Genomic DNA, 23,741 nt, shown 5'->3' with positions numbered 1-23,741 from the left:
TATCGAGCACTGCTTCAGGTCGCCGATTGCACGGCCAATGGTTGCTTGCGCAGCAACAGGAGCGTCAACACCCAGCCCGTCGCCAACAGCAGCGAGGACAAGGCGATAACCTGGGCGAATCCGTGGCCGAACTGTGAGGCGTCGGCCACGTTGATCATCAGACTGAAGACCGCCACGCCCACCAGACCACCGACCTGGCGCGAGGCGTTGACGAGGGCCGAGGCAACTCCGGATTTGTCACCGCTGACGTGGTTGACGGCCGTCGCGGTGAGCGTGGGAACCGTCAGCGATATGCCGAAGCCGATAATGAACATCTGCAACGCGATATCCGCGTAGGGCGCGCCCCCTACGAAGGGCAACAAAGAGACGACCCCCAGCAATGCAATGGCCAGGCCCAGCGCGAGCAGGCGCCGTTCACCCAATTTGGGCAGCCACCGGGCTGCGAGCTGATTGCCGAAAAACAGCACGCCTGTCATCGGAAGGAAGGCCAGACCGGTGTTGATCACCGTGTAGTGGTTGACCTGCTGCAGAAAAATACTGAAAACGAAAATCAACCCGTAGAACACGAAGTTCACAATCACCCCCAGGATCGAGGCCAGGCTGAATGCGGGATTGCTGAAGACCGAAAGCGGCACCATGGGACGTGCCGAGCGCGACTCCACCCAGATAAACCCGATCACCCCGGCCACAAAGCACAGGGCGTGAACGATAACGCGCTCGTCAACACCGCGCGCCCGGCCCAGTTCGATCAACGCGTACGTCAGGTTAGCGAGAGTGAACAGCGCCAGCAGTTGTCCCCAGAGGTCGAACCCGCCTTTGTGGTTGGCGGCAATAGTGGGCGCGTTGGCCAGGCACAACACAATCCCGATCAGTCCGATGGGCAGGTTGATGAAAAAGATGCTGCGCCAGCCGAACATGCCGATCAGCAGACCGCCCACCACCGGCCCGGCGGCCAGGGCGATCCCTGCAACACCGGCCCAGAGCGCAATTGCTTTGCTGCGTTCGGCGGGAACGTCGTAGGCCAGACGTACCAGCGCCAGCGACGTCGGCACCAGCAATGCGGCACCGATGCCTTGCAACGCGCGGAAACCTATCAGCATAGGTAACGTGTTCGCCACGCCACAGCCCAGTGAGGCCAGGGTGAACACCGCATACCCCGACAAAAACACTTTTTTGTGGCCAAACCGATCACCCAGTGCGCCGCCCGTGAGCAGAAACGAGGCGAACAGCAAGGTGTAAGCGTTCACGATCCACTGCAGTTGCAGTACATCCGTGGCGAACTCGGTCTTGAAGCTTTCCAGCGCCACGTTCACCACGCTCACATCGAGCAGCACCACGACGAAGCCCAGGCACGTGGCGAGCAGCGTGAGTTTTTTATTGCCGGAGTTATTCATGTCAACGCCTCATGGAAGATTGAATGCCGCGGGCAATGCGCAAAGCGCCGCCTCGATCTGCGATTTGAAGGCGCATGCCGCCGCGCGATGGACCTTCAGGGAACTGAAGGCAAGCGCTGCGTGCCACGTGCCGTTGAACCTGCCCAGGTGCAGGACGAACTCATAGTTGCCGCCGGAACGGTTGACGAGGGTGGAGAACCCCAGGACGCGGCCGGTCGGGGGCGTCAGAAAGCGGTCCAGCAGCCCGGTGTTAGTGAATGCCAGCGCTGGCCGCGTCGGATTGTCTGCTACGTCGACGTGGCGCACCGGGGTCGCCACCTTTGCACGGAGCTGAGCCTTGTCCTGGCTAACCACCCACCCGTAGCGCTCGATGTACCCCATCAAATCGAGGGGTTCGGCGCTGAACGTAGCCTTGCGCACGTCGATCAGGCAGGCCTTGCTCAAAGGCTCGGCGTGGCCGCTCGGATCACGCAGGGAATACGCCGTAAACAAATCCAGCGCGGGCACGCCGGTGTGCCGCAGGTAGCTGTAGGCAAATACCCCACCCCAGATAGCATTGCTCGTGAAACCCGATGTCTCGCGCAGTTGGCCGATGCGCTGCGCGGCGTCAGCACTGACCTGCAAGCGCAGGAAATCGGCGTAGCTGGCCTTGCCCGTCTCAATGGGGGACTCACGCCAATGATGCAGGCGCAGATGAAAAGCGCCCGGCTGCAAGTCATCGGCGCCGGACGGCGTCGAGCCGAGATAGAGGGTCAGGCTGTTGACCAGCCTGGCGGTGCTGTAGCCATCCGAAATGGCATGGTTACGTGTCAGGAGAATATGCGTCCTGTTGACCGCAGGATCAGGAACGACCAATGCGCGCCAGCCCTCCTGGTCGCCCAGCAAACAGTTCAGCTCAAGCTTGAGCAATGCGTCGGCGCACAACGGTGGTTGCGTTGCACAGAGTGTTGCGTGCACGTGGTCTTCAACCTGCACGAAGCCATATCGTTGACTGCTGATGGGGACGATTTTCTGGCGCAGAAACGGGTAGTCGGCGATCAGCTGTGCAAACGCCTTGCGTGCTTGCACAGCGCTGACACAACCGGGCACCGTCAGCAATGAGGTCACTTGGGTGTTGCCATTGCGGTGCAAAAAGTTCTGATGAAAACGCTGTTCGGTTTCATCCAGCAAGCGATACGGTTGCATACCCGGCCTCCCTGGCAGTGCCTATCGGTCGATGAACTGCATCATTCGCTGTTCATATCGCGCACCGGCGACAGCCCACTGCCCCAGCAATGTCTCCACCGCCTGCAATTGCTCGCCGGTTAGCTCGACGGCATCGGCGGCAACGTTTTCCTCCAGGTAACTGACGCGCTTGGTGCCGGGGATTACCGCCATGTGCGGGCTACGAGTCAGCAGCCAGGCGAGCGCGAGCTGCGCGGGGGTCATCGACCAAGACCCAGCCAGCGCCTGAATCGAATCGGTCAGAAAGGTATTGGCGGCGAAATTCTCTTCTCGAAAACGCGGGTCCTGCTGACGGAAATCGCTGGCATCGTAATGTGTAGCGCTGGCAGCTTTGCCGGTCAAAAAGCCACGGCCCAAGGGGCAAAACGCTACGTAGCCAATGCCCAGGTTTTCCAGCAGCGGCAGGATCTCCTCCTCGACGTTGCGCTCCCAGAGCGAGTATTCACCCTGAATCACCGAGATCGGATGAGTCGCATGGGCACGCTCGATGGTGCGCTTGCCCACTTCGCAAAGGCCCAGGTATTTCACCTTGCCCTGCTCGACAAACCGCCCCATCGCGCCCACCACGTCCTCAATCGGTATCGATGGGTCTAGCCGATGCTGATACAGCACGTCGATGTAATCCGTGCCCAGCCGCTGGAGCGACTCATCGACGACTTTTTGCAGATTGCGCGTTGAGCTGTCCACACCGACGATCTGGTCGTCGACGATGCGGAAACCGAACTTCGTCGCGATTACCACCTCCTCTCGCCGCCCGGCAAACGCGCGTTGCAACAGCCGCTCATTGGTGAAAGGCCCATAGGCTTCGGCGGAATCGAAGAAGTCCACTCCCAGTTCCAGCGCACGGTGCAGTGTGCGCACCGATTCGGTGTCATCCGTCGCGCCATACCACTGGCTCATTCCCATGCAGCCCAATCCTATACGGCCTACGCGTAAACCCTGCGTGCCCAGCGTGATCTTGGAAACCATGGAATCGCCCCCCTTTTGATACTGGTCGTTCTACATAATTTTCAAATTCGCGCCCTCCCGTCAACACTTTGTTGCAATTTATTTTGTTTTGATGATCGGGAACAGGCGGACGTGATGCTACCCGTCCTCCTTTTATTAGCCATTTTTTCAGCGACTTACACACGTTTCGAGATGCTGGCCACGAACGCCTTTCAGAACCAATTCACTGGATCCAATAACTGGAAACACCTTGACACATAAAATTCGAACCGCTAAATACTGTCAACAGAGACATACCAGTCTCTCTTTCCATCCACGAGATCGAGGACGAACGCATGGGCAAGATGGACTCTTGGATCGACCGGTGGCAGCGCAGGGTGCCAGGCTTCAAAGCGGAATGCGCTCAGGCACGGGCGAACTATCTGGAAAGGCTCGACAACCCTCTCAGAGCACAAGAGCACGTGCTGGAGGACGTCGTTCATGTGTGCCACAAGTCGCTGTTCTGGAAAGAGAACGGCTTTCAGGTAAGTCACTCCAACGGCAGGATCACTCGCACCAATATTCCGGTCATGACCTATGACGGGTTCAAGGAAATCCTGATACGAGAAGGCCAGCAAAAAGGCGGAATACTCAGTTGCAGCCCGGTGGTGCGGTGGCTCAAAACCAGCGGAACCACCGGCGATTCGAAGCGCATTCCCTATACGCTGCACTGGATCCATCAATACCGGGTACCCGCCATCCAGGCGATGTGGGGGTTCTTCGCCGACGACTACCCCGCCCTGCACGCCAATCCGTGGGCCACGCTGGATACGCAGACCGTTCGCGATCCGAGTACCGAATACGTCGAGGGGCTGCCCTACCAAGCCATCAGCAACCGACATCCGCAGGTCGGCAGCGGGGACTGGAACCCTCCCTGGTACGACGCCCCCTGGTTCAGCCCGACGCTGGATGCCAGCCATGAGCAGAAGATGTATGCGCGGCTTTTATGGACGCTGGGCCAGGATGTAAGGCTGCTCACCTCCATCAACCCCAGCACCCTGCTCTCCTTGCACCACTGCCTGCTGGAAAACCGCGAGCGCCTGCTGCGCGACGTGCATAACGGCGCGTGTACCGGCAGCCATCTGCGCCCGGCCGACCCTGTGGCGGCTCGCAGGCTGGAACAAGTGCTGGCATCTGACAGCGTTTCGCTGACCGATGTGTGGCCCGGCCTCGAGCGCTTCAGTTGCTGGACGGCCGCCTCGGCCAAGCTCTACAAACCGCAGTTGGAGCGGATCATGGGTCAGGCGAAGGTGCTGCCCTTCATGTCATGCGGGACCGAAGGCGTGGTGACCCTGCCAGTAGACGACGATCAGGACAGCCAGCCGCTGGCGGTCGATCAGGCTTTCTTCGAGTTCATCCCCGCTTCAGTCGACATGGACGCGCTGATCCGCGACCGCCTACAGCCGGAAACCGTTGCGCTCGACCAGTTAAAGGAAGGGGACGAGTACCACCTGGTGATGTGGCAGGCCAACGGAATGGTCCGGTTGTACACCGGGGATATCTATCGCGTGCATGGTTACTACCATGGCGTGCCCCGCATCAGTTTCAGCCGGCGCAACGGTGTCATGCATTCCTTCACCGGCGAGAAAATCACCGAAACCCAATTGCATGAAGCCGTACAGATGTGCGGGATCCCCAATGCCGGGCTGTATTTATGCGCCCCGGTCTGGCGCGAAACGCCCTACTACGCCGTCGCCATCGAGGCAGCAGGCTCGCTCTGCGGCGAGTCGGAGACTCTGAGCCAATTACTGGACCGCCATCTGCAGGCGATCAACATCGAGTATGAGTCCAAACGCACCAGCAAGCGGCTGGGGCAAATCAAGGTCATCACCGTTCCTGGCAATGCCATCTCCATGGCCATCGAGCAGCAGAAGGCAGCCCGGAAAACGCTTCAGATCAAGTACAAGCCGTTCCAACCGGACCTGTCCCTGCTGGGCATCCAGCATTTCTGACCTTGAGAGGCATTCATGAACATGCATCTTTTACAGCACATCATCGCCCGAGAAGTTCATTACATGGCGCAGGCAGGGCGCAGGATCGCCTTGCACGCGTGGCGTCCTCAACGGCCGCAGGGTGCCATCCTGTATTTCCATGGGCTGCAAAGCCACGCCGGCTGGCTGTGGTCGGTGGGCAACGCGTTTGCCAATCTGGGCATTGCGTTCTATGCACTGGACCGAGAAGGCTGCGGCATCAGCAGCGGGCAGAAACATCAGTTCCCGGACGTTCGCACGCTGCACGAGGACGCGCGGGCAGCCATTGATCACATTCGCCGCGAAGTGCCCGACGATATTCCGTTATCGCTCTTCGGGCATTGCCTGGGCGGGTCGGTGCTGGCAGCCATTGCGAGCTGCGCTTACGGCGAGCTCCCCTACGACAACCTCGTCATCTGCTCGGCATGGCTGGGCAAGATGCATGACCGCCTGAGCGAGCATGAGCGCGCGGACATCGACCTGGACGACAGGCAGAGCCTGTGGCACGCGGGCCTGAATGCCGAAGACTTCACGGCCAACCCGCACCTGATCGAGTTCATCCGCAACGACACCCTGGCCACCACTCACCTGCAGCATCGCGAACGCAAAAAACTGCTGGCACTGGAGAAGATTTATCTGGCTGCCGATGCCCAGCCGATTGATGCACCCAGCCTGTTCATTTGCGGCGACAAAGACCCTCTGGTGGATGTGAACGCCTCTGTACGGCATTTCCAGCGCCTGTGCACCAACGGCTCAACCTTGCTGGTCAACCAGGACAAGCACTATCTGTTCTTCACCTCTGCCATGGGTCAGATCGTGCAGTTCACCGCCGACTTCGTCAAAGCCAACGGACGCCTTGCTTATGACGCGGCCTGAGGTTTTCCTTGTCCGCCAGCCCATGGCCAGCCCGTTCATTCACGGGGCTCACCGACGGCAAACCTCCGATAGCGTTCTACTGCGCTGGGCACGTGGCCCCTACACCGGGATCGGCGAGTGCGCACCGCGCCGTTACGTGACGGGCGAAACTTGCGAGTCAGTACTCGGTGAGCTGCGCAGCATTGACTTCGACACTCTGGCGCGAGCATTGGCCAGCGAGGACCCGGTTGATCGCGGGCGCACGCTTTATGAGCAGGGCCTATCGTCCTTAACCGAGGGCGGCGTGGGCAACAACACACGGTGTCTGGTGGAAATGGCAGCGCTGGATAGCCTGGCCCGGCAGGCGCAACTGCCGTTGTCCGCATACCTGCAGCGCGTCATCGGGCCAGACGCCCCGGCGCACCGCACCCTGCCCGCCGCGGTCAACATCACCCAAGTGCTCGACCTGTCACAGCCGGTTCAGGCATTCCTCGAGCAACGCAAACCCCGGCACTCGCTCAAGCTCAAGCTCGCCAGCGACCCGCACGCCAATCGTCAACGCCTGGAAGCCATCAGCACGCTGGAGCCGACGCTGGCGTTATATGTCGACCCGAACATGAGCTGGTCGCCGGAACAGTTGCACAGCAGCGCTGCGCAGTTTCGTGAACTGGATGTGGCGCTATTCGAGGAGCCGCTGCCCCAGGGCAGCCTGGAGGAATACCGGCGGGCCCGCCTCACGCATAACGTTGCGATCATGCTCGACGAATCGGTCACCTCACCCTCCACCCTTGAGCGGGCCTGGCAATGCGAGGCGCTGGATGCGGTGAACCTGCGCATCGCCAAATGCGGCGGCTTACTCGCCACGGCGAAGATGATCGAGCAATGTTTTCGCTGGGGCCTCCCGGTTTACCTGGGCGTTCAGGTTGCCGAGGTGGGGCCGTTGATCGCCGCGCATCGTGCCCTGCTGTCGGTTTACGACGGGTTCCTGGGTGTGGAGGCAGGCCAGCATGACCGGTTCTTTGACGTCACCATGATGGAGCCCATGCCGGTGATTGATCGACAGCAAAACGCCATTCACTTGCCCGTACCCACGCAACATGGCCTCGGTTGCGCGCTGACCCCGCACGTATTGCCCTTTCACTGTGCAACCGATGATGCCTCACCTCTCAACAATCCCCTTCACATGGAGCGTGCGCGATGAAGTATTTTTCCGATTTGCTTGTCGACCTGCTGATCAGTCAGGACATTGAGTACGTTTGCTTCAACCCCGGCGCCTCGTTTCGCGGCATTCATGACTCCCTTGTGCATCACCCGGACCCCGCAGTCCCGGCCATCCTGATGTGCTGCCACGAGGAAATCTCCGTGGCAATGGCCCACGGATATTACAAGGCCAGCGGCAAGCACATGGTGGTGCTGGTGCATGCCAACATTGGTTTACAGCACGCGAGCATGGCCATTTTCAATGCCTGGTGCGACCGGGTTCCGCTGCTGGTTCTGGGCGGCAATGGCCCGCTCGACGCTGCGCTGCGTCGTCCCTGGATCGACTGGATACACACCTCTCAAGGCATCGATAAACTGCTCTCGGGCTACACCAAGTGGACGGACATGCCGATTTCTCAGGGCGCCACCCTCGAATCGGTCCAGCGCGCGCTGAAACTCTGTGCCGCCGAACCCTATGCCCCCTGCTATATCGCCATCGACAGCGCGGTTCAGGAGGAGACTCTGGCGGACGGGTTTTCTCTACCCGCAGGCCCGGTGCGCAAGGAGCGCTTACCGGCGTTGGACGGTCAGCAACTGGCCGAATTGATCGACCGGCTGACGGCCGCGCAACGCCCTGTCATTGCCATTGATTACGCCGGACTGACCGATGATCAGGCCGAGCAGTTGCTGGGGATCGCCACCGCCGTGGGTGCAGCGATCATTACGCGCAATGGCCGCTACAACGTGCCCAATACCCATCCGCTGGTGTTCCAGGACCACGACGCCGAGGTCATGCACGGGTGCGATTTTCTGCTGGCGCTGGAAGTCCAGGACCTCTATGGCCTGCTGGCCAATTCTGGCGTGGCGCCGCACCCCGGGCTGTACATCGCGACCCTGGGCACCCACTCCCTGCTGATCAGCAGTTGGGTGGCCGACAGCCAGAAACTGATCAGTGCAGACCTGTCGCTGCATGCCAACGTCGCCGCGTCGATCACGCGCATTGCCCAGGCTGTGGCTGAATCTCCCGGGCAGACCGGGGCTGCCGAACGCATCCAGCGCATCACTGCACACAAGCAGGCACGTGGTCAGGCGCTGCTGGCACAGGTCAATCAGCCCGCCGACGGACTGACAATTGCCCAGGCGCTGGTCGCCATTCATGAAGCCATCGGCCACCACCCCTGGGTGCTGACCAATACCGGCAGCGTGACCATCGACACGCTGGTTCGCCAACTCTGGCCCATCGAGCGCAGTGCGGCCTACATCGGCATGAGCGGCGGGGCCGGCCTGGGTTATGGGCTGGGCGCCGCTATTGGCGCAGCCCTCGCCCATAAAGGCAGCGGCAATCTGTGCGTCAACCTGCAATCGGATGGCGACCTGCTCTATACACCCAGCGCGTTATGGACCCTGTCAGCCTATGACATTCCGCTGCTGGTACTGGTCATCAACAACCGCCTCTACCTCAACTCCAAACAGCACGCTGAACGCATCGCCGATTTGCGTCAGCGACCCAGTGACCTCTCCGGCCTGGGTACCAGTTTCCATGACAACGAGGTGGATTTCGTCGCGCTGGCCAAAACTTTTGACCTGTATTGCCCGGGCAGTGCCGACACTCCGGAGGCCATCCAGGAAAAGATCGTGGAGTGCCTGGCCTATATGGAAACTCACGGCAAACCCGCCCTGCTTGAAATCAAGACGCTTTAGGAGCTTCCAATGTCGATCATCTTCGAATGCGAACGGGACGGGCAGCGTTACGTGACCAGTCCCTCCACCAGCGGGCAGTACACGCTGTATCCACTCAACAGCTTGTACCATCTTCTTCGAGACACGCCAGCGGGCCAGCATCCCGGCGGACCGCTGGAATACCTGCGCGCCCGCGCCATCCAGCCGTTGACAGTGGAAGACCTGTCAGGCTTCGAGTTGCTCCCATGTCTGCTGCCGCCGGACCCGCGCCAAGGGATGGTGTGCGGCTTCGGCCTTACCCACCAGAGCAAGGTCGCGGAGCAACCGGCGCAGGACGAGCGGCCGGCTTTCTTTATCAAGGGCTTTGCCAACACCCTCAAACGCAGTGGCGACGTACTGCGCATGAGTCCCGGTGCGCTGTCGGCGTGTGAAGAAGCCGAAGTCGTGGCGCTGTTTCTGGTGGCGGAGAACGGACAGCCGGACTACATCGGCTACACCTTTGGCAACGACCTGACCGACATCGCACTTGCCAAGTCCAGGCGCAACTATCTGGCGTACGCCAAGCTCCAGCCCAGTGCCATTTCTCACCAATTCTTCCAGCAGCCACTGCCACAGCTGGTCCAGGGCCGAACATCCATCTATCGGGCGGGCGACCTGCACTGGGAGCAGCGTTTCAGTACGGGGCTGTCGTGCCTGTGCTATCAGGCGAGTGACCTCTTCGAGACCTTGTGGCAGCACCCTCCACTGCGCCTGCCGGGCACGCTGATCTATCTCTATATGGGCGCAGATCGCAACAGCGCCGACGCAGGTATCCAGCTCAGCCACGGCGACACGGTGGTGTGTGATTTCGAGAGCGGCCCCCGGCTGAGCAACCTGATCGAATGGGAGAACGCCCATGCTTAAGCGCATCGTGTTGTTGAAAACCCAGGACCCCGCCGCCTTGTCAGCGTTGCTGCAAGAACTGCACGGTTTCCCCGGACGTGTCCCGGGCCTGGTATCGGTCGAAGTCATTTTCGATAGCGGTGACCGCTCACTGGGCTTCGATCAGGGTTTCATCCTGACGTTTACCGACGACTCGGTACTCCCTGGCTGGCGAGAACACCCTTTGCACGCCGCCTTTCGCCCCAGATTACGCGCACTGACCGAGATGCTGATTTTCGATTACCCGCACACCGAGCCATCGCAGCAGAAGGAGGGTCATCATGACCACGTTTGAGCACAACACCCGGGTTCTGGTCATCGGTGGTTCCGCCGGTATCGGTTTTGCCATCGCCAAATTGTTCCACCGGCAAGGTGCGACCGTGACCCTCGCCGCGCGCAGCCTGGCGGGCCTGGATCAGGCGGCGCGGGACATCGGCCCGGACGTTGCCGTCGCCCAGCTCGATATCACGCAGCGTTCAGAACTGGAGCATTTCTTCGCCAGCTCCACCCGCTGGAATCACATAGTGGTCACGGCCGCATCGCTGACGTTCGGCCCTCTGCAAACGGTTGCTCTGGAAGACGCGCAACGGATCTTCGACAGCAAATTCTGGGCGGCCTACCACATTGCCCGACTTGCCCAGTTCGAAGACGGCGGGTCCCTGACGTTGGTCTCGGGCCGGTTCGCCCAGCGTGCCGGTCCTCAGACCGCCCTGATCAGCGCAGTTAACGCCTGTGTCGAGGGTTTCGCACGCGGACTGGCCAGCGAGCTGTCGCCGGTTCGGGTGAATGTGCTGTCGCCAGGGTTTGTGGACACGGGCATGCATCCCGAGGCACTGGTACAAAAAATGCGCCAGCGCAGTCAGTCTCTCCCCGTCAAGCGTATTGCGCAGCCTGAGGACATCGCTTCGGCGGCGCTTCTTCTGGCCAGCAACCCGATGATCAGCGGCACAGTATTGGCCGTTGACGGCGGGGACACGGTGACGTTCACCTGATAATTTGAAATCCGGGGGCGGAGCGTCGAACAGTCACTGATATAGAATGGTCTACATCAAAATGTTACGGCTTTCGCCCCTCACACTTTCCCGACTCTGGAGTTCTGAGTTGTCTGTATCGAAGAAGCAGCATGTCGTGGACACTGCCACTGCCCTATTTTCGCAGTACGGTTTTCACCCCGTGGGCGTTGACTGGATCATCGAGGCTTCCGGCGTCGCAAGGATGACGATGTATCGCAACTTCAACGGCAAGGAAGACTTGGTCAAAACTGTGTTGAGGCAGCGTTCCGAGTATCTGATCGGGCAGCTCAAGGCGCGTATGGATGATAAGCCCAGCCTGGACGAGAAAATCATTTCGATCTTCGACTGGCGGGGCCAGTGGTTCTGCTCGACCAGCTTCGCCGGCTGCCTGTTCGGCCGTGCCGTGGCGGAGTTTCCGGAACATTCGGACATTCGTGGGATTGCCCTCGATTACAAGCGCCAGTTGCTTGGACTGGTCGAGAACGAAATGGCTCGGTACCACACGCCCGAGACCGCCAAGACCCTGGCCACCTACTTGTTGATGCTGCTCGATGGTGCGACGGTAAATGCCCAGGCCTTTGGCGAGCATCGCTTCGCGGGTGACGCGTGCGACGCAGCGCTGATGTTGCTGCGTTTTAACGTGGGCAAGCAGATCCGCTGATCCGCTGATCCGCTGCAGCGGCCCGGCTTTACTTGGTTTCGTGCCGTTCCGCAGGACCGGCTTCAGCCGGGCAGCATTTGCGGCTTAGAGCGGGTCAGGGTCGGCAGTTTCCGATGCCATTTCGGTGCTTCGAACAGTTGATGGCGAGGCATGGCGCGAGCCTCGTCATCGTCCAGCGTTGATCGGGGCAGTCAACTGCATTCAAAAACCGATGGTCGCGGACAGCAGATAGGTCCTGGGAGTTGCCAGTGTCAAGCCGGGCTCGCTGTCATCCGACGCGCCGGCGGAGGCCCAGTAACGCTTGTCCATGACGTTTTCGACATTGGCGCGCAGCGTGATGTCCTTCTGGTCGACTTTGAAGGCATAACGCGCACCTACATCGAACCGCTCGGAAGAATCGATGCTTTTGCTGTTGGCCTGGTCCAGATACTGCGAACTGGTGTAGATGCCCCGTCCGGTCAGGGTCAGGCCCTTGACCTGCGGCACGTCCCACTCGGCACTCAGGTTGACGTTGTATTCGGGCGTGGCAGGTGCCCGGTTGCCATCGAACTGACCGTTGACGGTGTGGGTGAGTTCGCTGTCGATGTACATCACCCCGCCCAGCAGGCGGAAGCCCTTGAGGGGTTCGCCGAACATCGTCAGCTCGACACCGTCATTCTGACGCTTGCCATTGGGGCCGAAGACCCGCGAGGTGGCGTTGGTCTCGTAAGCCGGCTGCTTGATACGGAACACACTGGCGGTGAACGCATACGATCCCAGGTCATACTTGGCACCGACTTCGACCTGACGACTGACGAACGGCGGGAATATCTCGTCCTCATTAATCGAGGTAGACGGCGCGATTTTGCCCTGGCTCAGGCCCTCCATGTAGTTGGCGTACACCGAAAAGTCATCAGTCACCTTGTACAGAATGCCACCTGAAGGCGAGACCTTCTCCTCGTTGTAGGCGGTGTCACCCTTGACGTTGTCAGTCCAGTCATCAACCTTGACCCGCTGCCAGCGGGCACCGAGTGTCAGCAGCAGGCGGTCATCGAAAAAACCCAGTGTGTCGGTCAAGGCCAGGCCGCTGAAACGGTTTTCGGTATAGACCTTGGCGTCGGATCGAGTCGGGTTGACGGGAGTCGGCGTCTCGACCGGGTCGTACAGGTTGCTGGGCGAGGACGCATAGCGCGCGCCGCCGTTCTCGAAGTCCATGTAGAAATAGCTGGCAGCCAGATTGACCTCGTGGCTGACCGGACCGGTGTGGAACCAGTTGCGCACCCCGGCGTTGGCCGTCCGGACATTTTCGTCACGGGTAAAGTCGCGGGGCTGCACGCTGAAGTCACCCGCATTGTTGGTCACCGACACCGCATGGCGCAGGAACTCATGGTTGCTTTTGCGCGCACCGACGCCGCCGTAGAGCATGACCGAATCATTGACGTCGTACTCGGCATTCACCGCCCCGAAGGTGTCACGGGTGCGCGCCTTGCTCCAGGCCTGCGCATAGTTGTCGCGCACATCGCTGGCGTTGGGCACTTTGGCGTTGGCACCGACCTGCACGCGCTCCTGGGGTGCGTCGGTGTCACGTTCGGTGTGACCGATATCGGTCGACAGGCGCAAGCGCTCGCCCCGGAAGTCCAGCCCCAGCACCGCCATCTCGCGGTCGACGCTCTGGTGGTCCCACTCGGTATCGCCAGACTGTTTGACGCCGTTGAAGCGGATACCGAATTTGTCGTCTTCACCGAACCGGCGAGCCACGTCCACAGCGCCACCAACCTGTCCCTTGGAGGCATAGCTGCTGGTGAATTCGGTGATGGGCGAGTCGGTTGCCCGTTTCGGCACCACGTTGATGCCGCCGCCGACACTGCCGCGCGGCGAGATGCCGTTGATCATCTGGCTCGGGCCTTTAAGGATGTCGACCCGCTCGGCCATCTCCATGTCGATGGTGTAGGTGGGCAGGATGCCGTAAAGACCGTTGTAGGAAACGTCACTGTTGAACAGGCTGAGACCACGAATGGTGAACTGTTCGTACCGTCCGCCCGCCGGGTTGGTGGAGCGCACCGACGGGTCACTGGCAATCAGGTCGCCCAACGTGCGGGCCTGCTGGTTTTTCACCGCCTCCTGGGTGTAAGTGGTCATGCTGAACGGCGTTTCCATGAAATCCCGCGAGCCGAGCATGCCTTGCGAGCCTTTGCGCGCCACCTGACCGCCTGCATATTCCTGACCGTCTGTGGAGCCTACGTCGCCGACAATCGACGTCGGCGCCAGTTGCAGGCTCGTGCTTTGAACGGCAGGAATCAGCGTGTACGCCTGATCGCCGACGGACACCAGTTGCAGGCCAGTGCCCTGCAACAGTCGCGTGAAGCCTTCTTCGACTGCGAAGTCGCCCGACAGCCCGGCGCTGTTACGTCCGTTCACCAGCGCAGGGTCTACCGACAGGTTGACGCCGGCCTGTCCGGCAAACCGGGTGAGCGCGGCACTCAGCGTGCCAGCAGGCACTTCGTAGGCGCGCCTGTTCGCGGTGTCGGCCCAGCTGGTCGAGATGAACAGAGGACTGGAATTCAGGGTCAGCAACAGACTGAAATGCAACAGCGGGCGCAAACGGTGGGGAGACACTGCGGACATAAAGGGAAGCTCTCGTCATTTTTTTTCACTACCTGGAATGACCGGCGGGACGAAAAAAAGGGACAGGCTTCACGCACTATTTTTTGGGGGGGCGGTTTTTCGGGGGGCCAGGGTGACCCAGTAGCGAGTACGCATATGAATGTCTACCGGCAGACTGGCTGCCAGCAGCGACAGAACCCGGTCGGTGTTATCGAGCTTGAAACTGCCGGTTACCCGTAATGCTTCAAGCTCGGGCTCCCAACGCAGCAGGCCGGGGCGGTATCGACCGAGCTCTCGCAGAAAATCGCCCAACGGCTGATTCTGCGCAGTCAGCACGCCGTCTCGCCAGCCGGGCAGCATGGCGTCGAACGCGGTGACTGGCCCTGCGCCGTCTGTGCGCAGGCTGATCTGCTGTTGCGCCTGCAAAACCAGCGCAGGGCCTTGCAACGGATGGACCTGCACCGAACCGCGGACCACCGAGACCCGGCAGTCGTTCTCGTCAAGACGCACGCAGACCTCACCCTGACTGACCCTGACACGACCGTAGGGACCGTCGATGGACAACGGCGCGCTACCCGGCACGTTGAGTGCGATTTCTCCGCGTATCAGCGTGATCTGCCGGGCACCGAGATCGACGTTGACGGCGCTGTCGGTGTTCAGCTGCAGGACACTGCCATCGGCCAGTGTCAGTCGCTGGTGTTCACCAATGGCGGTGTGCAGGTCGGCGCGCCAGACCTCCAGCGGTAACTGACGCGCCAGCAGCCATACCGCCGGAGCCAGTGCGACAACGCCCAATGCCCTTTTCAGCGCGGCACGTCGAGCCGGGTCGGGACGGTCCAGCGTCGCCATTGCCAGATTGGCCGGCAAGGCCGAAAAACGCTGTCGCAGTTGCTGAGCCTTTTGCCAGGCGCGCTCGTTGTCGACCGCACTGTCGCGCCAGCGCTGCAGCATGAGGTGATCTTCTTCACTGGCACTGCCGGACTCGAGCAGCGCCAGCCATCGTGCAGCGCTGCGAATCACCTCGCGCTCTTCGTTCGAAGGTGACGACCGAATCACCAATCCACCAGCAGGCAGTGCTCATAGGCTTGCGCCATGTAGCGTTTGACGGTGCGCTCCGACACTTCAAGGCGCTGCGCAATGTCGCGGTAGCCCAGGCCTTCGAGCTGACTCCAGAGAAATGCCCGACGTACCGCCGCCGGCAGACCGTCCAGCAACTCGTCGAGTGCTTGCAGGGTTTCCAGCAGCAGCCAGCGCTGTTCGGGAGACGGCACGCTGTCCTCAGGCAACCGGGCCAACGCCTCCAGATAGGCCTGCTCAAGACTGCGCCGCGTGTAGAAATTGCTGAGCAGGCGCTTGCCCACGGTCAGCAAAAATGCCCGTGGTTCCCGCATATCGGCGATCTGTTGCGAGCTGGACAGCACCCGTAAAAAGGTGTCCTGACTCAGGTCCGCCGCATCCCAGGCATTGCCCATTCGCTTGCGCAGCCAGTTTTCAAGCCAGCCGTGATGGTCGCGGTACAGGGAATGCAGGGTCTGCGGAGGGAGCGTCGCTGTGTCAATCATGACAGGAGCCTTGAGCGATGGATGCGCCAAATGCGAATGATTCTAATCAGTGCGCTATGCCGAGTCCATGCTCTTTTATTAAAAGGCTCGAGCAAGCGCCTCAGCGCATCACCGCTAGATGACGCGGAGACACAGGCGTTCTCACGCCTTCAGCTTGCGCGCCAGGAAATCCCGAATGTACTGCGCTATCTCGGGCGCATGGGTCTCCAGCGCAAAGTGTCCGGCGTCCAGAAGATGGACCTCGGCGTTCGGGATGTCCTTGCGAAACGCCAGCGCACCCGGCGGGATGAAGGCCGGGTCGTGCTCGCCCCATACGGCGAGCAACGGCGGTTGGTGCGTGCGCAGATACGCCTGGAACGCGGGATAGGCGGCGACGTTGGTGCGGTAGTCGAGAATCAGGTCCAGCTGGATGTCCTCCGCGCCGGGCCGGGCCATGTAAAAAATGTCCAGGTTGTAGCCGTCGGGCGAGAGCTTCTCGGGATCGGCACCGGTGCCGTATTGCCAATCACGAATGGTCTTCGGCGACAGCGACGGGCGACAGGCTTCGCGGTTGGCCGCCGAAGGATCACGCCAATAGGCTTGCCACGGATCCCACTGAGCGCTGAAGCCTTCAAGGTAGGCGTTACCGTTCTGGCTGATGATGGCCGTCACCTTTTCCGGGTTGGCGGCGGCGAGGCGCAGGCCGGTGGGCGCCCCGTAGTCGAACAGATACAGCGCGTATTGAGTCAGCCCCAGCGCCTCGGTGAACCCTTCGACCACCTTGTAGAGGTTGTCGAAGGTGTAATCGAACTGGCCCCGCGGCGGGGCTTGGGTGTTGCCGAAACCGGGCAAATCCGGCGCGATCAGGCGGTACTGGCTGGCCAGCAATGGCATCAAGGTGCGGAACATGTGGCTTGCGCTCGGGAAGCCGTGGAGCAGCAAAAGCACAGGAGCGTCTTTGGCACCGACTTCGCGGTAGAACACCTCGACGTCGCCGACCTTTTGGGTGTGGAACCTGACATCGAATGCATCATCGACCTCGATGCTGCCCTGCTGAGCGGATGGGAGTGAGCTGGCGGATGCAGCACCCACGAATGAAGCAGCGACCGCGGACGCTGCTCCCACCGCGGACGCTTGCAAGATGCCGCGGCGACTGACGCCAGGCTTGATGTTCGCCGAGGTGGCCGAATCGATGGTAGTCATTGGGAGACCTGCATGAGTGGATTCATGCTGAAGCCTATTGCCGGCAGTGACCGTCGTGAATCACCAGAAAACTCAACTCACCATTGCGGTTTTTGCAACGTTGCCAGGCCTCATGTGAGCAGCGGTAGCAAACGCAGTCCCGCTCAGAGCCCGCGTGCATTCAGTAGGGCCGGCTTTAGCCGGGAATGCATCAGTGGTCACGCTGCAAATGTGTGGTGTTAATGCCGGCCTCTTCCCGGCTGAAGCGGGTCCCGCTAAAAGCACGGTGCATCTCGGTAAGACCGGCTTGGAATTTCATTGGGGCTTAGGGTGGATCAACGCCAAGAGCCCTCAAATAATGGAGGTATAGAAAGACGCTTCGGGGCGGTGCAGCCTATCAATTGCAGACCTTGTATGACGCCGAACATCATTACCACTGATAGTTACCTTCGTGTCATTCGATTCGTGCAATAACACCCCCGAGAACATTATCCGCCCATCTCAATAACATCGGCGGATTCTCCCATGCTTCAGTCTTTAACTCCTTTGCGCTATCCCCTCGCCGCGTTGACCCTTGTGGTCATCAGCGCGTGCGGCCGGACGCCTGAAGCGACGGTTGCGCCGGCGGCGGCGAAAGTCAACGTGGCCAAGGTGATCGAGCAACCGGTCAACGAGTGGGACGAAGTCACCGCCCGCCTGGAATCGCCGGAGACCGTTCAGGTTCGTCCGCGTGTTTCCGGCCAGATCGATTCGGTTGCCTTTACTGATGGCGCGTTGGTGAAGAAAGGCGACCTGCTGTTCCAGATCGACCCCCGCCCGTTCGAAGCGGAAGTGCATCGTCTGGAAGCGCAACTGCAGCAGTCCAAGGCCGCTGCCCAGCGCAGTACCAATGAAGCCCAGCGTGGCGAACGTCTGCGCACCAACAATGCGATCTCCGCCGAACTCGCCGACTCACGCACCACCACCGCCCAGGAATCCAAAGCCGCCGTTGCCGCCATCCAGGCACAGCTTGATCTGGCGCGCCTGAACCTGAGTTTCACCCGCGTTACGGCACCCATCACCGGCCGCGTCAGCCGTGCGGAAATCACCGCCGGCAACATCGTGACCGCCGATCAGACCATCCTCACCAGCCTGGTCTCGACCGACAAGGTCTACGCCTACTTCGACGCCGACGAGCGCGTGTTCCTCAAATACAACCAGCTGGCCCGCGACGGCAAGCGCGGCGCAACGACGCCGGTGTACATGGGCCTGTCCAACGAAGCGGAAAACCCGCACCTGGGTCAGATGAACTTCGTCGACAACCAAGTCAATCCGCGCACCGGCACCATCCGTGGCCGGGCCGTGTTCGACAACAGCAAGGGCGAATACACCCCGGGCCTGTACGCACGCCTGAAGCTGGTTGGCAGCGGCACCTACTCGGCCATGCTGATCAAGGACGAAGCGGTCGGCACCGACCTGGGCAAGAAATTCGTGCTGGTGGTCGACAAGGACAACAAGGCGATCTACCGCAGCGTTGATCTGGGGCCGAAGCTTGAAGGCTTGCGCATCGTGCGCAGCGGTCTGAGCAAAGACGACCGCATCGTCGTCACCGGCCTGCAGCGCGTGCGTCCGGGTTCACCGGTTGACCCCCAGGACACGCCGATGGCCAGCGACGAAACACTCACCGCACTGCAACAACAACGCCAGGCGCTCGAAGCCAGCAACGCACCCAAGGCCCAGCCCAAGCTGGACGCCAAGGTGGCTGCTTCCGCCACGCCACGCGGTTAAGGGACACACACGATGAATTTCTCCAAGTTCTTTATCACGCGGCCGATCTTCGCGGCGGTGCTCTCGCTGCTGATCCTGATCGCCGGCGCGATCTCGCTGTTCCAGCTGCCGATCAGTGAATACCCGGAAGTCGTGCCGCCGACCGTTGTCGTGCGCGCCAACTTCCCCGGCGCCAACCCGAAAGTGATCGGCGAAACCGTCGCTGCGCCACTGGAACAGGCGATCACCGGCGTCGAGAACATGCTTTACATGTCCTCCCAGGCCACGGCTGACGGCAAGCTGACCCTGACCATCACCTTTGCGCTGGGGACCAACCTCGACACCGCGCAAGTGCAGGTGCAGAACCGGGTCACCCGGACCGAGCCGAAGCTGCCGGAAGAAGTAACGCGCATCGGTATCACCGTGGACAAGGCCTCGCCTGACCTGACGATGGTGGTCCACCTGACCTCGCCGGATCAGCGTTACGACATGCTGTACCTGTCCAACTACGCGGTCCTCAACATCAAGGACGAGCTGGCGCGCCTGAACGGTGTCGGCGACGTACAGCTATTCGGCATGGGCGACTACTCGCTGCGTGTCTGGCTCGACCCGAATAAAACCGCTTCGCGCAATATCACCGCGACCGATGTGGTTAACGCCATCCGCGAGCAGAACCGCCAGGTGGCCGCCGGTCAACTGGGCGCACCGCCCTCCCCGAGCGCCACCAGCTTCCAGATGTCGATCAACACCCAGGGCCGTCTGGTCTCTGAAGAAGAGTTCGAGAACATCATCGTGCGCGCCGGCGACAACGGCGAAATCACCCGGGTCAAAGATATCGCTCGCGTCGAACTGGGTTCCAGCCAGTACGCCTTGCGCTCGTTGCTGAACAACCAGCCGGCGGTGGCGATCCCGATCTTCCAGCGCCCGGGCTCCAACGCCATCGACATTTCCAACGAAGTGCGCGGCGAGATGGAACAGCTGAAGAAAAACTTCCCGGAAGGCATGGACTACAGCATCGTCTATGACCCGACGATCTTCGTGCGCGGCTCCATCGAGGCGGTGGTTCACACGCTCTTCGAAGCGCTGATCCTCGTCGTACTCGTGGTGATTCTGTTCCTGCAGACCTGGCGCGCTTCGATCATCCCGCTGGCCGCCGTACCGGTGTCGCTGATCGGTACCTTCGCGGTCATGCACCTGTTCGGCTTCTCCCTCAACGCGCTGTCGCTGTTCGGGCTGGTACTGGCGATCGGTATCGTCGTGGACGACGCCATCGTGGTCGTGGAGAACGTCGAGCGGAACATCGAGCTGGGTCATGAACCGATGGAGGCCACACAGATCGCCATGCGTGAAGTGACCGGCCCGATCATCGCCACGGCCCTGGTGCTGTGTGCGGTGTTCATTCCGGCGGCGTTCATCTCCGGGCTGACCGGGCAATTCTATAAACAGTTTGCGCTGACGATTGCCATCTCGACGGTGATCTCGGCCTTCAACTCCCTGACCCTGTCACCTGCCCTGGCGGCCGTGCTGCTGCGCGCTCACGATGCACCGAAGGATGGCTTCTCGCGCTTCCTCGACAAGCTGTTCGGCGCCTGGCTGTTCCGGCCGTTCAACCGTTTCTTCGTCAAGGCCAGTAACGGCTACGTGAGCACGGTGGGTCGGGTGATCCGCGTCAGCGGTGTGGCACTGGTGGTGTATGCCGGCCTGATCGTCATGACCTGGCTGGGTTTCTCCACCACGCCGACCGGTTTCGTGCCGGCGCAGGATAAACAGTACCTGGTGGCGTTCGCGCAATTGCCGGACGCCGCGAGCCTGGACCGAACCGAAGACGTGATCAAGCGCATGTCCGACATCGCGCTGAAGCAACCGGGCGTTGAAAGCGCCGTGGCCTTCCCGGGCTTGTCCATCAACGGTTTCACCAACAGCCCGAACTCGGGCATCGTGTTCGTCACGCTCAAACCGTTCGAAGATCGCACGGCAGCCGACCAGTCGGCCGGTGCCATCGCCGGCGCCCTCAACGGCAAATATGCGGGGATTCAGGAAGCCTACATGGCGATCTTCCCGCCACCACCGGTACAAGGCCTGGGCACGATCGGCGGTTTCCGTCTGCAGATCGAAGACCGCGGCAACCTGGGTTACGACGAGCTGTACAAAGAGACGATGAACATCATCGGCAAGAGCCGCAGCGTGCCGGAACTGGCGGCGCTGTTCACCAGCTACACGGTGAACGTGCCCCAGGTCGATGCCGCCATCGACCGGGAGAAGGCCAAGACCCTCGGCGTGCCGATCAGCGACATCTTCGACACCCTGCAGGTCTACCTCGGCTCGCTGTACGCCAACGACTTCAACCGTTTCGGCCGGACCTATCAGGTCAACGTGCAGGCTGAGCAGCAGTTCCGTCAGGACGCTGAACAGATCGGTCAACTGAAAGTGCGCAACAACCGTGGCGAGATGATCCCGTTGGCGACGCTGCTGAAAGTCACCAACACTTCGGGCCCGGACCGCGTCATGCACTACAACGGCTTCATCACCGCCGAGATCAACGGCGCGGCGGGTCCGGGTTTCAGCTCGGGTCAGGCGCAGGTGGCGATGGAAAAACTGCTCAAGGAAGAACTGCCCAACGGCATGACCTACGAGTGGACCGACCTGACCTACCAACAGATCCTGTCGGGCAACACCGCGTTGCTGGTCTTCCCGCTCTGCGTGCTGCTGGCGTTCCTGGTACTGGCCGCGCTGTATGAAAGCTGGAGCCTGCCGCTGGCGGTGATCCTGATCGTACCGATGACCCTGCTGTCGGCCATTGCCGGTGTGATCATTGCCGGGAGCGACAACAACATCTTCACCCAGATCGGCCTGATCGTACTGGTGGGCCTGGCGTGCAAGAACGCGATTCTGATCGTCGAGTTCGCCAAGGATGAGCAGGACAAGGGCAAGACCCCGCTGGAGGCTGTGCTTGAAGCCTGCCGCCTGCGTCTGCGGCCGATCCTGATGACCTCCTTCGCGTTCATCATGGGTGTGGTGCCGCTGGTGCTGTCCAGCGGCGCCGGTGCCGAGATGCGTCATGCCATGGGCGTGGCGGTGTTCTCCGGGATGCTCGGTGTGACCTTCTTCGGTCTGCTGTTGACGCCGGTCTTCTATGTACTGATCCGTAACTACGTTGGACGCAAAGAGGCGCGCAAGGCGGCCAAGGCACAACGCATTCAGACCACCGCCCCGGAGGCTCATTGATGAAGGCTGCAAAACTCTTCCTGCCGAGCCTGTTGGTGCTGGCGCTGGCGGCCTGCGCCGTCGGCCCGGACTACAAGAAGCCGGACACCGCGGCGGCCAACATCCAGGCCGCCACCCAGCGGGCCTATGACCGCAGCCACATCGAGACCATCTGGTGGCAGCAGTTCGACGACCCGACGCTGAACAAGCTGGTCGCCGAATCGCTGCAGGGCAACCGCGAGTTGCGCGTCGCCTTCGCCCGTCTGAAGGCGTCCCGTGCGATTCGTGACGACATCAGCAACGACGCCATGCCGGTGGTGACCAGCCGCGCGAGCAGCCAGGTCGGCCGCGGTCAGGTGCCCGGGCAGACTGAACAGCGCATCAATCAGGAACGTTACGACCTGGGCCTGGACATGGCCTGGGAACTGGACCTGTTCGGCCGTATCCAGCGCGAGCTGGAAGCCAGCGATGCCGACCAGCAGGCTGCCGAAGCAAACCTCTACCAGCTGCAGGTGACGATGATTGCCGAGCTGGTCGACGCCTACGGCCAACTGCGTGGCGCCCAACTGCGCGAGAACATCGCCCGGGACAACCTGAAAAACCAGCAGGAATCCCGCCGCGTGACTGCCCAACTGCGAGATGAAGGCGTGGGCAACGAGCTCGACGTGGTGCGTTCCGACGCGCGCCTGGCGGCAGTGGAAGCGACCATTCCGCAGCTTCAGGCGGAACAGGTGCGCGAACGCAACCGCATCGCCACCCTCCTCGGCGAACGGCCGGACGCCATGACCGTCACGCTGGCCCCTGCCAAACTGCCGGCGATCTCCAAGGCCCTGCCGATCGGTGACCCGACCAAGCTGCTGGAAAACCGTCCGGACGTGCGCAGTGCCGAACGGCAACTGGCGGCGCAAACCGCGCGGATCGGCGTGCAGACCGCCGACCTGTTCCCACGGGTCAGCCTCAGCGGTTTCCTCGGCTTCACGGCCAGCCGCGGTTCGCAGATTGGTTCCGGCGCAGCACAAGCGTGGGGCCTTGGCCCAAGCATCACCTGGGCGGCGTTTGACTTAGGCAGCGTGAGGGCGCGGATTCGCGGCGCCAATGCCGATGCCGAAGGCGCGCTGGCCAATTACGAGCAGCAAGTGCTGCTGGCCCTGGAAGAAACCGAAAACGCGTTCAGCGACTACGACAAGCGTCAGCAGCGTCTGGTGTCGCTGGTGCGGCAGAGTGAAGCCAGCCGATCGGCGGCCAATCTGGCGAACATCCAGTACCGGGAAGGCACCGCTGATTTCCTCGTGCTGCTGGACGCCGAACGTGAGCGTCTGGCCGCCGAAGACAGCCAGGCCCTGGCCGAAATCGATCTGTATCGCGGCATCGTGGCCATCTACAAGGCTCTCGGCGGTGGCTGGCAGCCGAACGCCTGAGGTCACGGGATGAACGGCGGGATCGCTCAACCGGCAGCAGATCTGCAGCGCTGATCTGCCGCTCTCGAAGGCCCCGGACCCACCAGGTTCGGGGCTTTTTTCTGGACCGTGGATAAACACCGCACGAGCGCGCGAGGAAGGCACCCTTCCCCACAGGGTTTG

18 protein-coding genes are annotated in these 23,741 nt (G+C 61.3%); 11 read left to right on the top strand and 7 right to left on the bottom strand.

The genetic code is table 11. The features are described 5' to 3' along the window. Positions 1-14: 14 nt before the first annotated feature. Genes QWI18_RS13145 through QWI18_RS13135 form a run of 3 tightly spaced genes read right to left on the bottom strand, consistent with a single transcriptional unit; the run spans position 15 to position 3,587 of the window. Positions 15-1,394, bottom strand: a complete 1,380-nt coding sequence (locus QWI18_RS13145) for an MFS transporter (protein WP_369319010.1) — start codon at positions 1,392-1,394, stop codon at positions 15-17. Between the two features lie 9 nt (positions 1,395-1,403). Further along, positions 1,404-2,579: a hypothetical protein gene (locus tag QWI18_RS13140; RefSeq protein ID WP_369319009.1), complete on the bottom strand. Its 1,176-nt coding sequence runs from the start codon at positions 2,577-2,579 to the stop codon at positions 1,404-1,406. Positions 2,580-2,600: 21 nt separating this feature from the next. Continuing rightward, entirely contained in the window at positions 2,601-3,587 is a 987-nt protein-coding gene (locus QWI18_RS13135) for an aldo/keto reductase (RefSeq protein ID WP_192130469.1), read from the bottom strand. Positions 3,588-3,901: 314 nt separating this feature from the next. Here QWI18_RS13135 and QWI18_RS13130 point away from each other — a divergent pair, with 314 nt between their 5' ends. From QWI18_RS13130 to QWI18_RS13095, 8 genes are read left to right on the top strand one after another with little or no spacing between them, the layout of a single operon-like run. Continuing rightward, the gene (locus QWI18_RS13130; protein WP_369319008.1) at positions 3,902-5,557 is read left to right on the top strand and encodes a GH3 auxin-responsive promoter family protein; all 1,656 of its coding nucleotides are present in this window, start codon (positions 3,902-3,904) and stop codon (positions 5,555-5,557) included. A gap of 15 nt (positions 5,558-5,572) precedes the next feature. Then, positions 5,573-6,451: an alpha/beta hydrolase gene (locus tag QWI18_RS13125; protein ID WP_369319007.1), complete on the top strand. Its 879-nt coding sequence runs from the start codon at positions 5,573-5,575 to the stop codon at positions 6,449-6,451. Next, positions 6,438-7,631, top strand: a complete 1,194-nt coding sequence (locus tag QWI18_RS13120) for an enolase C-terminal domain-like protein (protein WP_369319006.1) — start codon at positions 6,438-6,440, stop codon at positions 7,629-7,631. The genes QWI18_RS13125 and QWI18_RS13120 overlap by 14 nt, the downstream gene beginning before the upstream one ends. After that, positions 7,628-9,331 (top strand): thiamine pyrophosphate-binding protein, encoded by a 1,704-nt coding sequence (locus QWI18_RS13115; protein WP_192130465.1) that lies wholly within the window; start codon positions 7,628-7,630, stop codon positions 9,329-9,331. The genes QWI18_RS13120 and QWI18_RS13115 overlap by 4 nt, the downstream gene beginning before the upstream one ends. 9 nt (positions 9,332-9,340) lie before the next feature. Continuing rightward, positions 9,341-10,213 carry a sugar transporter gene (locus QWI18_RS13110; RefSeq protein WP_192130464.1) on the top strand — a complete coding sequence of 291 codons (873 nt, stop codon included), beginning with the start codon at positions 9,341-9,343 and terminating at the stop codon, positions 10,211-10,213. Further along, entirely contained in the window at positions 10,206-10,526 is a 321-nt protein-coding gene (locus tag QWI18_RS13105) for a Dabb family protein (protein ID WP_192130463.1), read from the top strand. Before QWI18_RS13110 ends, QWI18_RS13105 begins: the two co-directional genes overlap by 8 nt. Then, positions 10,513-11,223, top strand: coding sequence for an SDR family oxidoreductase (locus QWI18_RS13100; RefSeq protein ID WP_192130462.1), 711 nt, complete (start codon positions 10,513-10,515; stop codon positions 11,221-11,223). The genes QWI18_RS13105 and QWI18_RS13100 overlap by 14 nt, the downstream gene beginning before the upstream one ends. 46 nt (positions 11,224-11,269) lie before the next feature. After that, positions 11,270-11,905 (top strand): TetR/AcrR family transcriptional regulator, encoded by a 636-nt coding sequence (locus QWI18_RS13095; RefSeq protein ID WP_192130461.1) that lies wholly within the window; start codon positions 11,270-11,272, stop codon positions 11,903-11,905. A 201-nt stretch (positions 11,906-12,106) separates the two neighbouring features. Here QWI18_RS13095 and QWI18_RS13090 read toward each other — a convergent pair whose 3' ends face one another. The 4 genes from QWI18_RS13090 to QWI18_RS13075 all read right to left on the bottom strand — a co-directional run bounded on the left by QWI18_RS13090 (position 12,107) and on the right by QWI18_RS13075 (position 17,073). Beyond that, positions 12,107-14,509 carry a TonB-dependent siderophore receptor gene (locus QWI18_RS13090; protein ID WP_369319005.1) on the bottom strand — a complete coding sequence of 801 codons (2,403 nt, stop codon included), beginning with the start codon at positions 14,507-14,509 and terminating at the stop codon, positions 12,107-12,109. Positions 14,510-14,578: 69 nt separating this feature from the next. Next, on the bottom strand, positions 14,579-15,544 hold the full coding sequence (locus QWI18_RS13085; protein WP_369319004.1) for a FecR domain-containing protein: 966 nt from the start codon (positions 15,542-15,544) through the stop codon (positions 14,579-14,581). After that, entirely contained in the window at positions 15,541-16,050 is a 510-nt protein-coding gene (locus QWI18_RS13080; protein ID WP_192130458.1) for a sigma-70 family RNA polymerase sigma factor, read from the bottom strand. The genes QWI18_RS13085 and QWI18_RS13080 overlap by 4 nt, the downstream gene beginning before the upstream one ends. A 141-nt stretch (positions 16,051-16,191) precedes the next feature. Then, positions 16,192-17,073: an alpha/beta fold hydrolase gene (locus QWI18_RS13075; protein WP_369319067.1), complete on the bottom strand. Its 882-nt coding sequence runs from the start codon at positions 17,071-17,073 to the stop codon at positions 16,192-16,194. 663 nt (positions 17,074-17,736) lie between these two features. Between QWI18_RS13075 and mexE the strand changes: the two genes are divergently transcribed. Genes mexE through QWI18_RS13060 form a run of 3 tightly spaced genes read left to right on the top strand, consistent with a single transcriptional unit; the run spans position 17,737 to position 23,579 of the window. Next, the gene (gene mexE / locus QWI18_RS13070) at positions 17,737-18,978 is read left to right on the top strand and encodes a multidrug efflux RND transporter periplasmic adaptor subunit MexE (RefSeq protein WP_065990310.1); all 1,242 of its coding nucleotides are present in this window, start codon (positions 17,737-17,739) and stop codon (positions 18,976-18,978) included. Positions 18,979-18,990: 12 nt separating this feature from the next. Then, entirely contained in the window at positions 18,991-22,182 is a 3,192-nt protein-coding gene (locus QWI18_RS13065) for an efflux RND transporter permease subunit (protein ID WP_065990308.1), read from the top strand. After that, entirely contained in the window at positions 22,182-23,579 is a 1,398-nt protein-coding gene (locus QWI18_RS13060; protein ID WP_192130456.1) for an efflux transporter outer membrane subunit, read from the top strand. The genes QWI18_RS13065 and QWI18_RS13060 overlap by 1 nt, the downstream gene beginning before the upstream one ends. The last annotated feature ends 162 nt before the right edge of the window (positions 23,580-23,741 follow it).

The sequence above is a fragment of the Pseudomonas sp. W2Oct36 genome (assembly GCF_041060465.1).
Taxonomy (GTDB): Bacteria; Pseudomonadota; Gammaproteobacteria; order Pseudomonadales; family Pseudomonadaceae; genus Aquipseudomonas; species Aquipseudomonas graminis_B.
Note: the sequence above shows the minus strand (reverse complement) of the source record. Positions and strands in the feature narration are given on the sequence as shown.

Excerpts from the sequence above, each read along its gene's own strand:
- QWI18_RS13140 (WP_369319009.1), bottom strand. The coding sequence starts at position 2,579 with ATGCAACCGTATCGCTTGCTGGATGAAACCGAACAGCGTTTTCATCAG.
- QWI18_RS13145 (WP_369319010.1), bottom strand. The coding sequence starts at position 1,394 with ATGAATAACTCCGGCAATAAAAAACTCACGCTGCTCGCCACGTGCCTG.
- QWI18_RS13110 (WP_192130464.1), top strand. The coding sequence starts at position 9,341 with ATGTCGATCATCTTCGAATGCGAACGGGACGGGCAGCGTTACGTGACC.
- QWI18_RS13115 (WP_192130465.1), top strand. The coding sequence starts at position 7,628 with ATGAAGTATTTTTCCGATTTGCTTGTCGACCTGCTGATCAGTCAGGAC.
- QWI18_RS13135 (WP_192130469.1), bottom strand. The coding sequence starts at position 3,587 with ATGGTTTCCAAGATCACGCTGGGCACGCAGGGTTTACGCGTAGGCCGT.
- QWI18_RS13100 (WP_192130462.1), top strand. The coding sequence starts at position 10,513 with ATGACCACGTTTGAGCACAACACCCGGGTTCTGGTCATCGGTGGTTCC.
- QWI18_RS13130 (WP_369319008.1), top strand. The coding sequence starts at position 3,902 with ATGGGCAAGATGGACTCTTGGATCGACCGGTGGCAGCGCAGGGTGCCA.
- QWI18_RS13125 (WP_369319007.1), top strand. The coding sequence starts at position 5,573 with ATGAACATGCATCTTTTACAGCACATCATCGCCCGAGAAGTTCATTAC.
- mexE (WP_065990310.1), top strand. The coding sequence starts at position 17,737 with ATGCTTCAGTCTTTAACTCCTTTGCGCTATCCCCTCGCCGCGTTGACC.
- QWI18_RS13120 (WP_369319006.1), top strand. The coding sequence starts at position 6,438 with ATGACGCGGCCTGAGGTTTTCCTTGTCCGCCAGCCCATGGCCAGCCCG.
- QWI18_RS13090 (WP_369319005.1), bottom strand. The coding sequence starts at position 14,509 with ATGTCCGCAGTGTCTCCCCACCGTTTGCGCCCGCTGTTGCATTTCAGT.
- QWI18_RS13105 (WP_192130463.1), top strand. The coding sequence starts at position 10,206 with ATGCTTAAGCGCATCGTGTTGTTGAAAACCCAGGACCCCGCCGCCTTG.
- QWI18_RS13080 (WP_192130458.1), bottom strand. The coding sequence starts at position 16,050 with ATGATTGACACAGCGACGCTCCCTCCGCAGACCCTGCATTCCCTGTAC.
- QWI18_RS13065 (WP_065990308.1), top strand. The coding sequence starts at position 18,991 with ATGAATTTCTCCAAGTTCTTTATCACGCGGCCGATCTTCGCGGCGGTG.
- QWI18_RS13095 (WP_192130461.1), top strand. The coding sequence starts at position 11,270 with ATGGTCTACATCAAAATGTTACGGCTTTCGCCCCTCACACTTTCCCGA.
- QWI18_RS13060 (WP_192130456.1), top strand. The coding sequence starts at position 22,182 with ATGAAGGCTGCAAAACTCTTCCTGCCGAGCCTGTTGGTGCTGGCGCTG.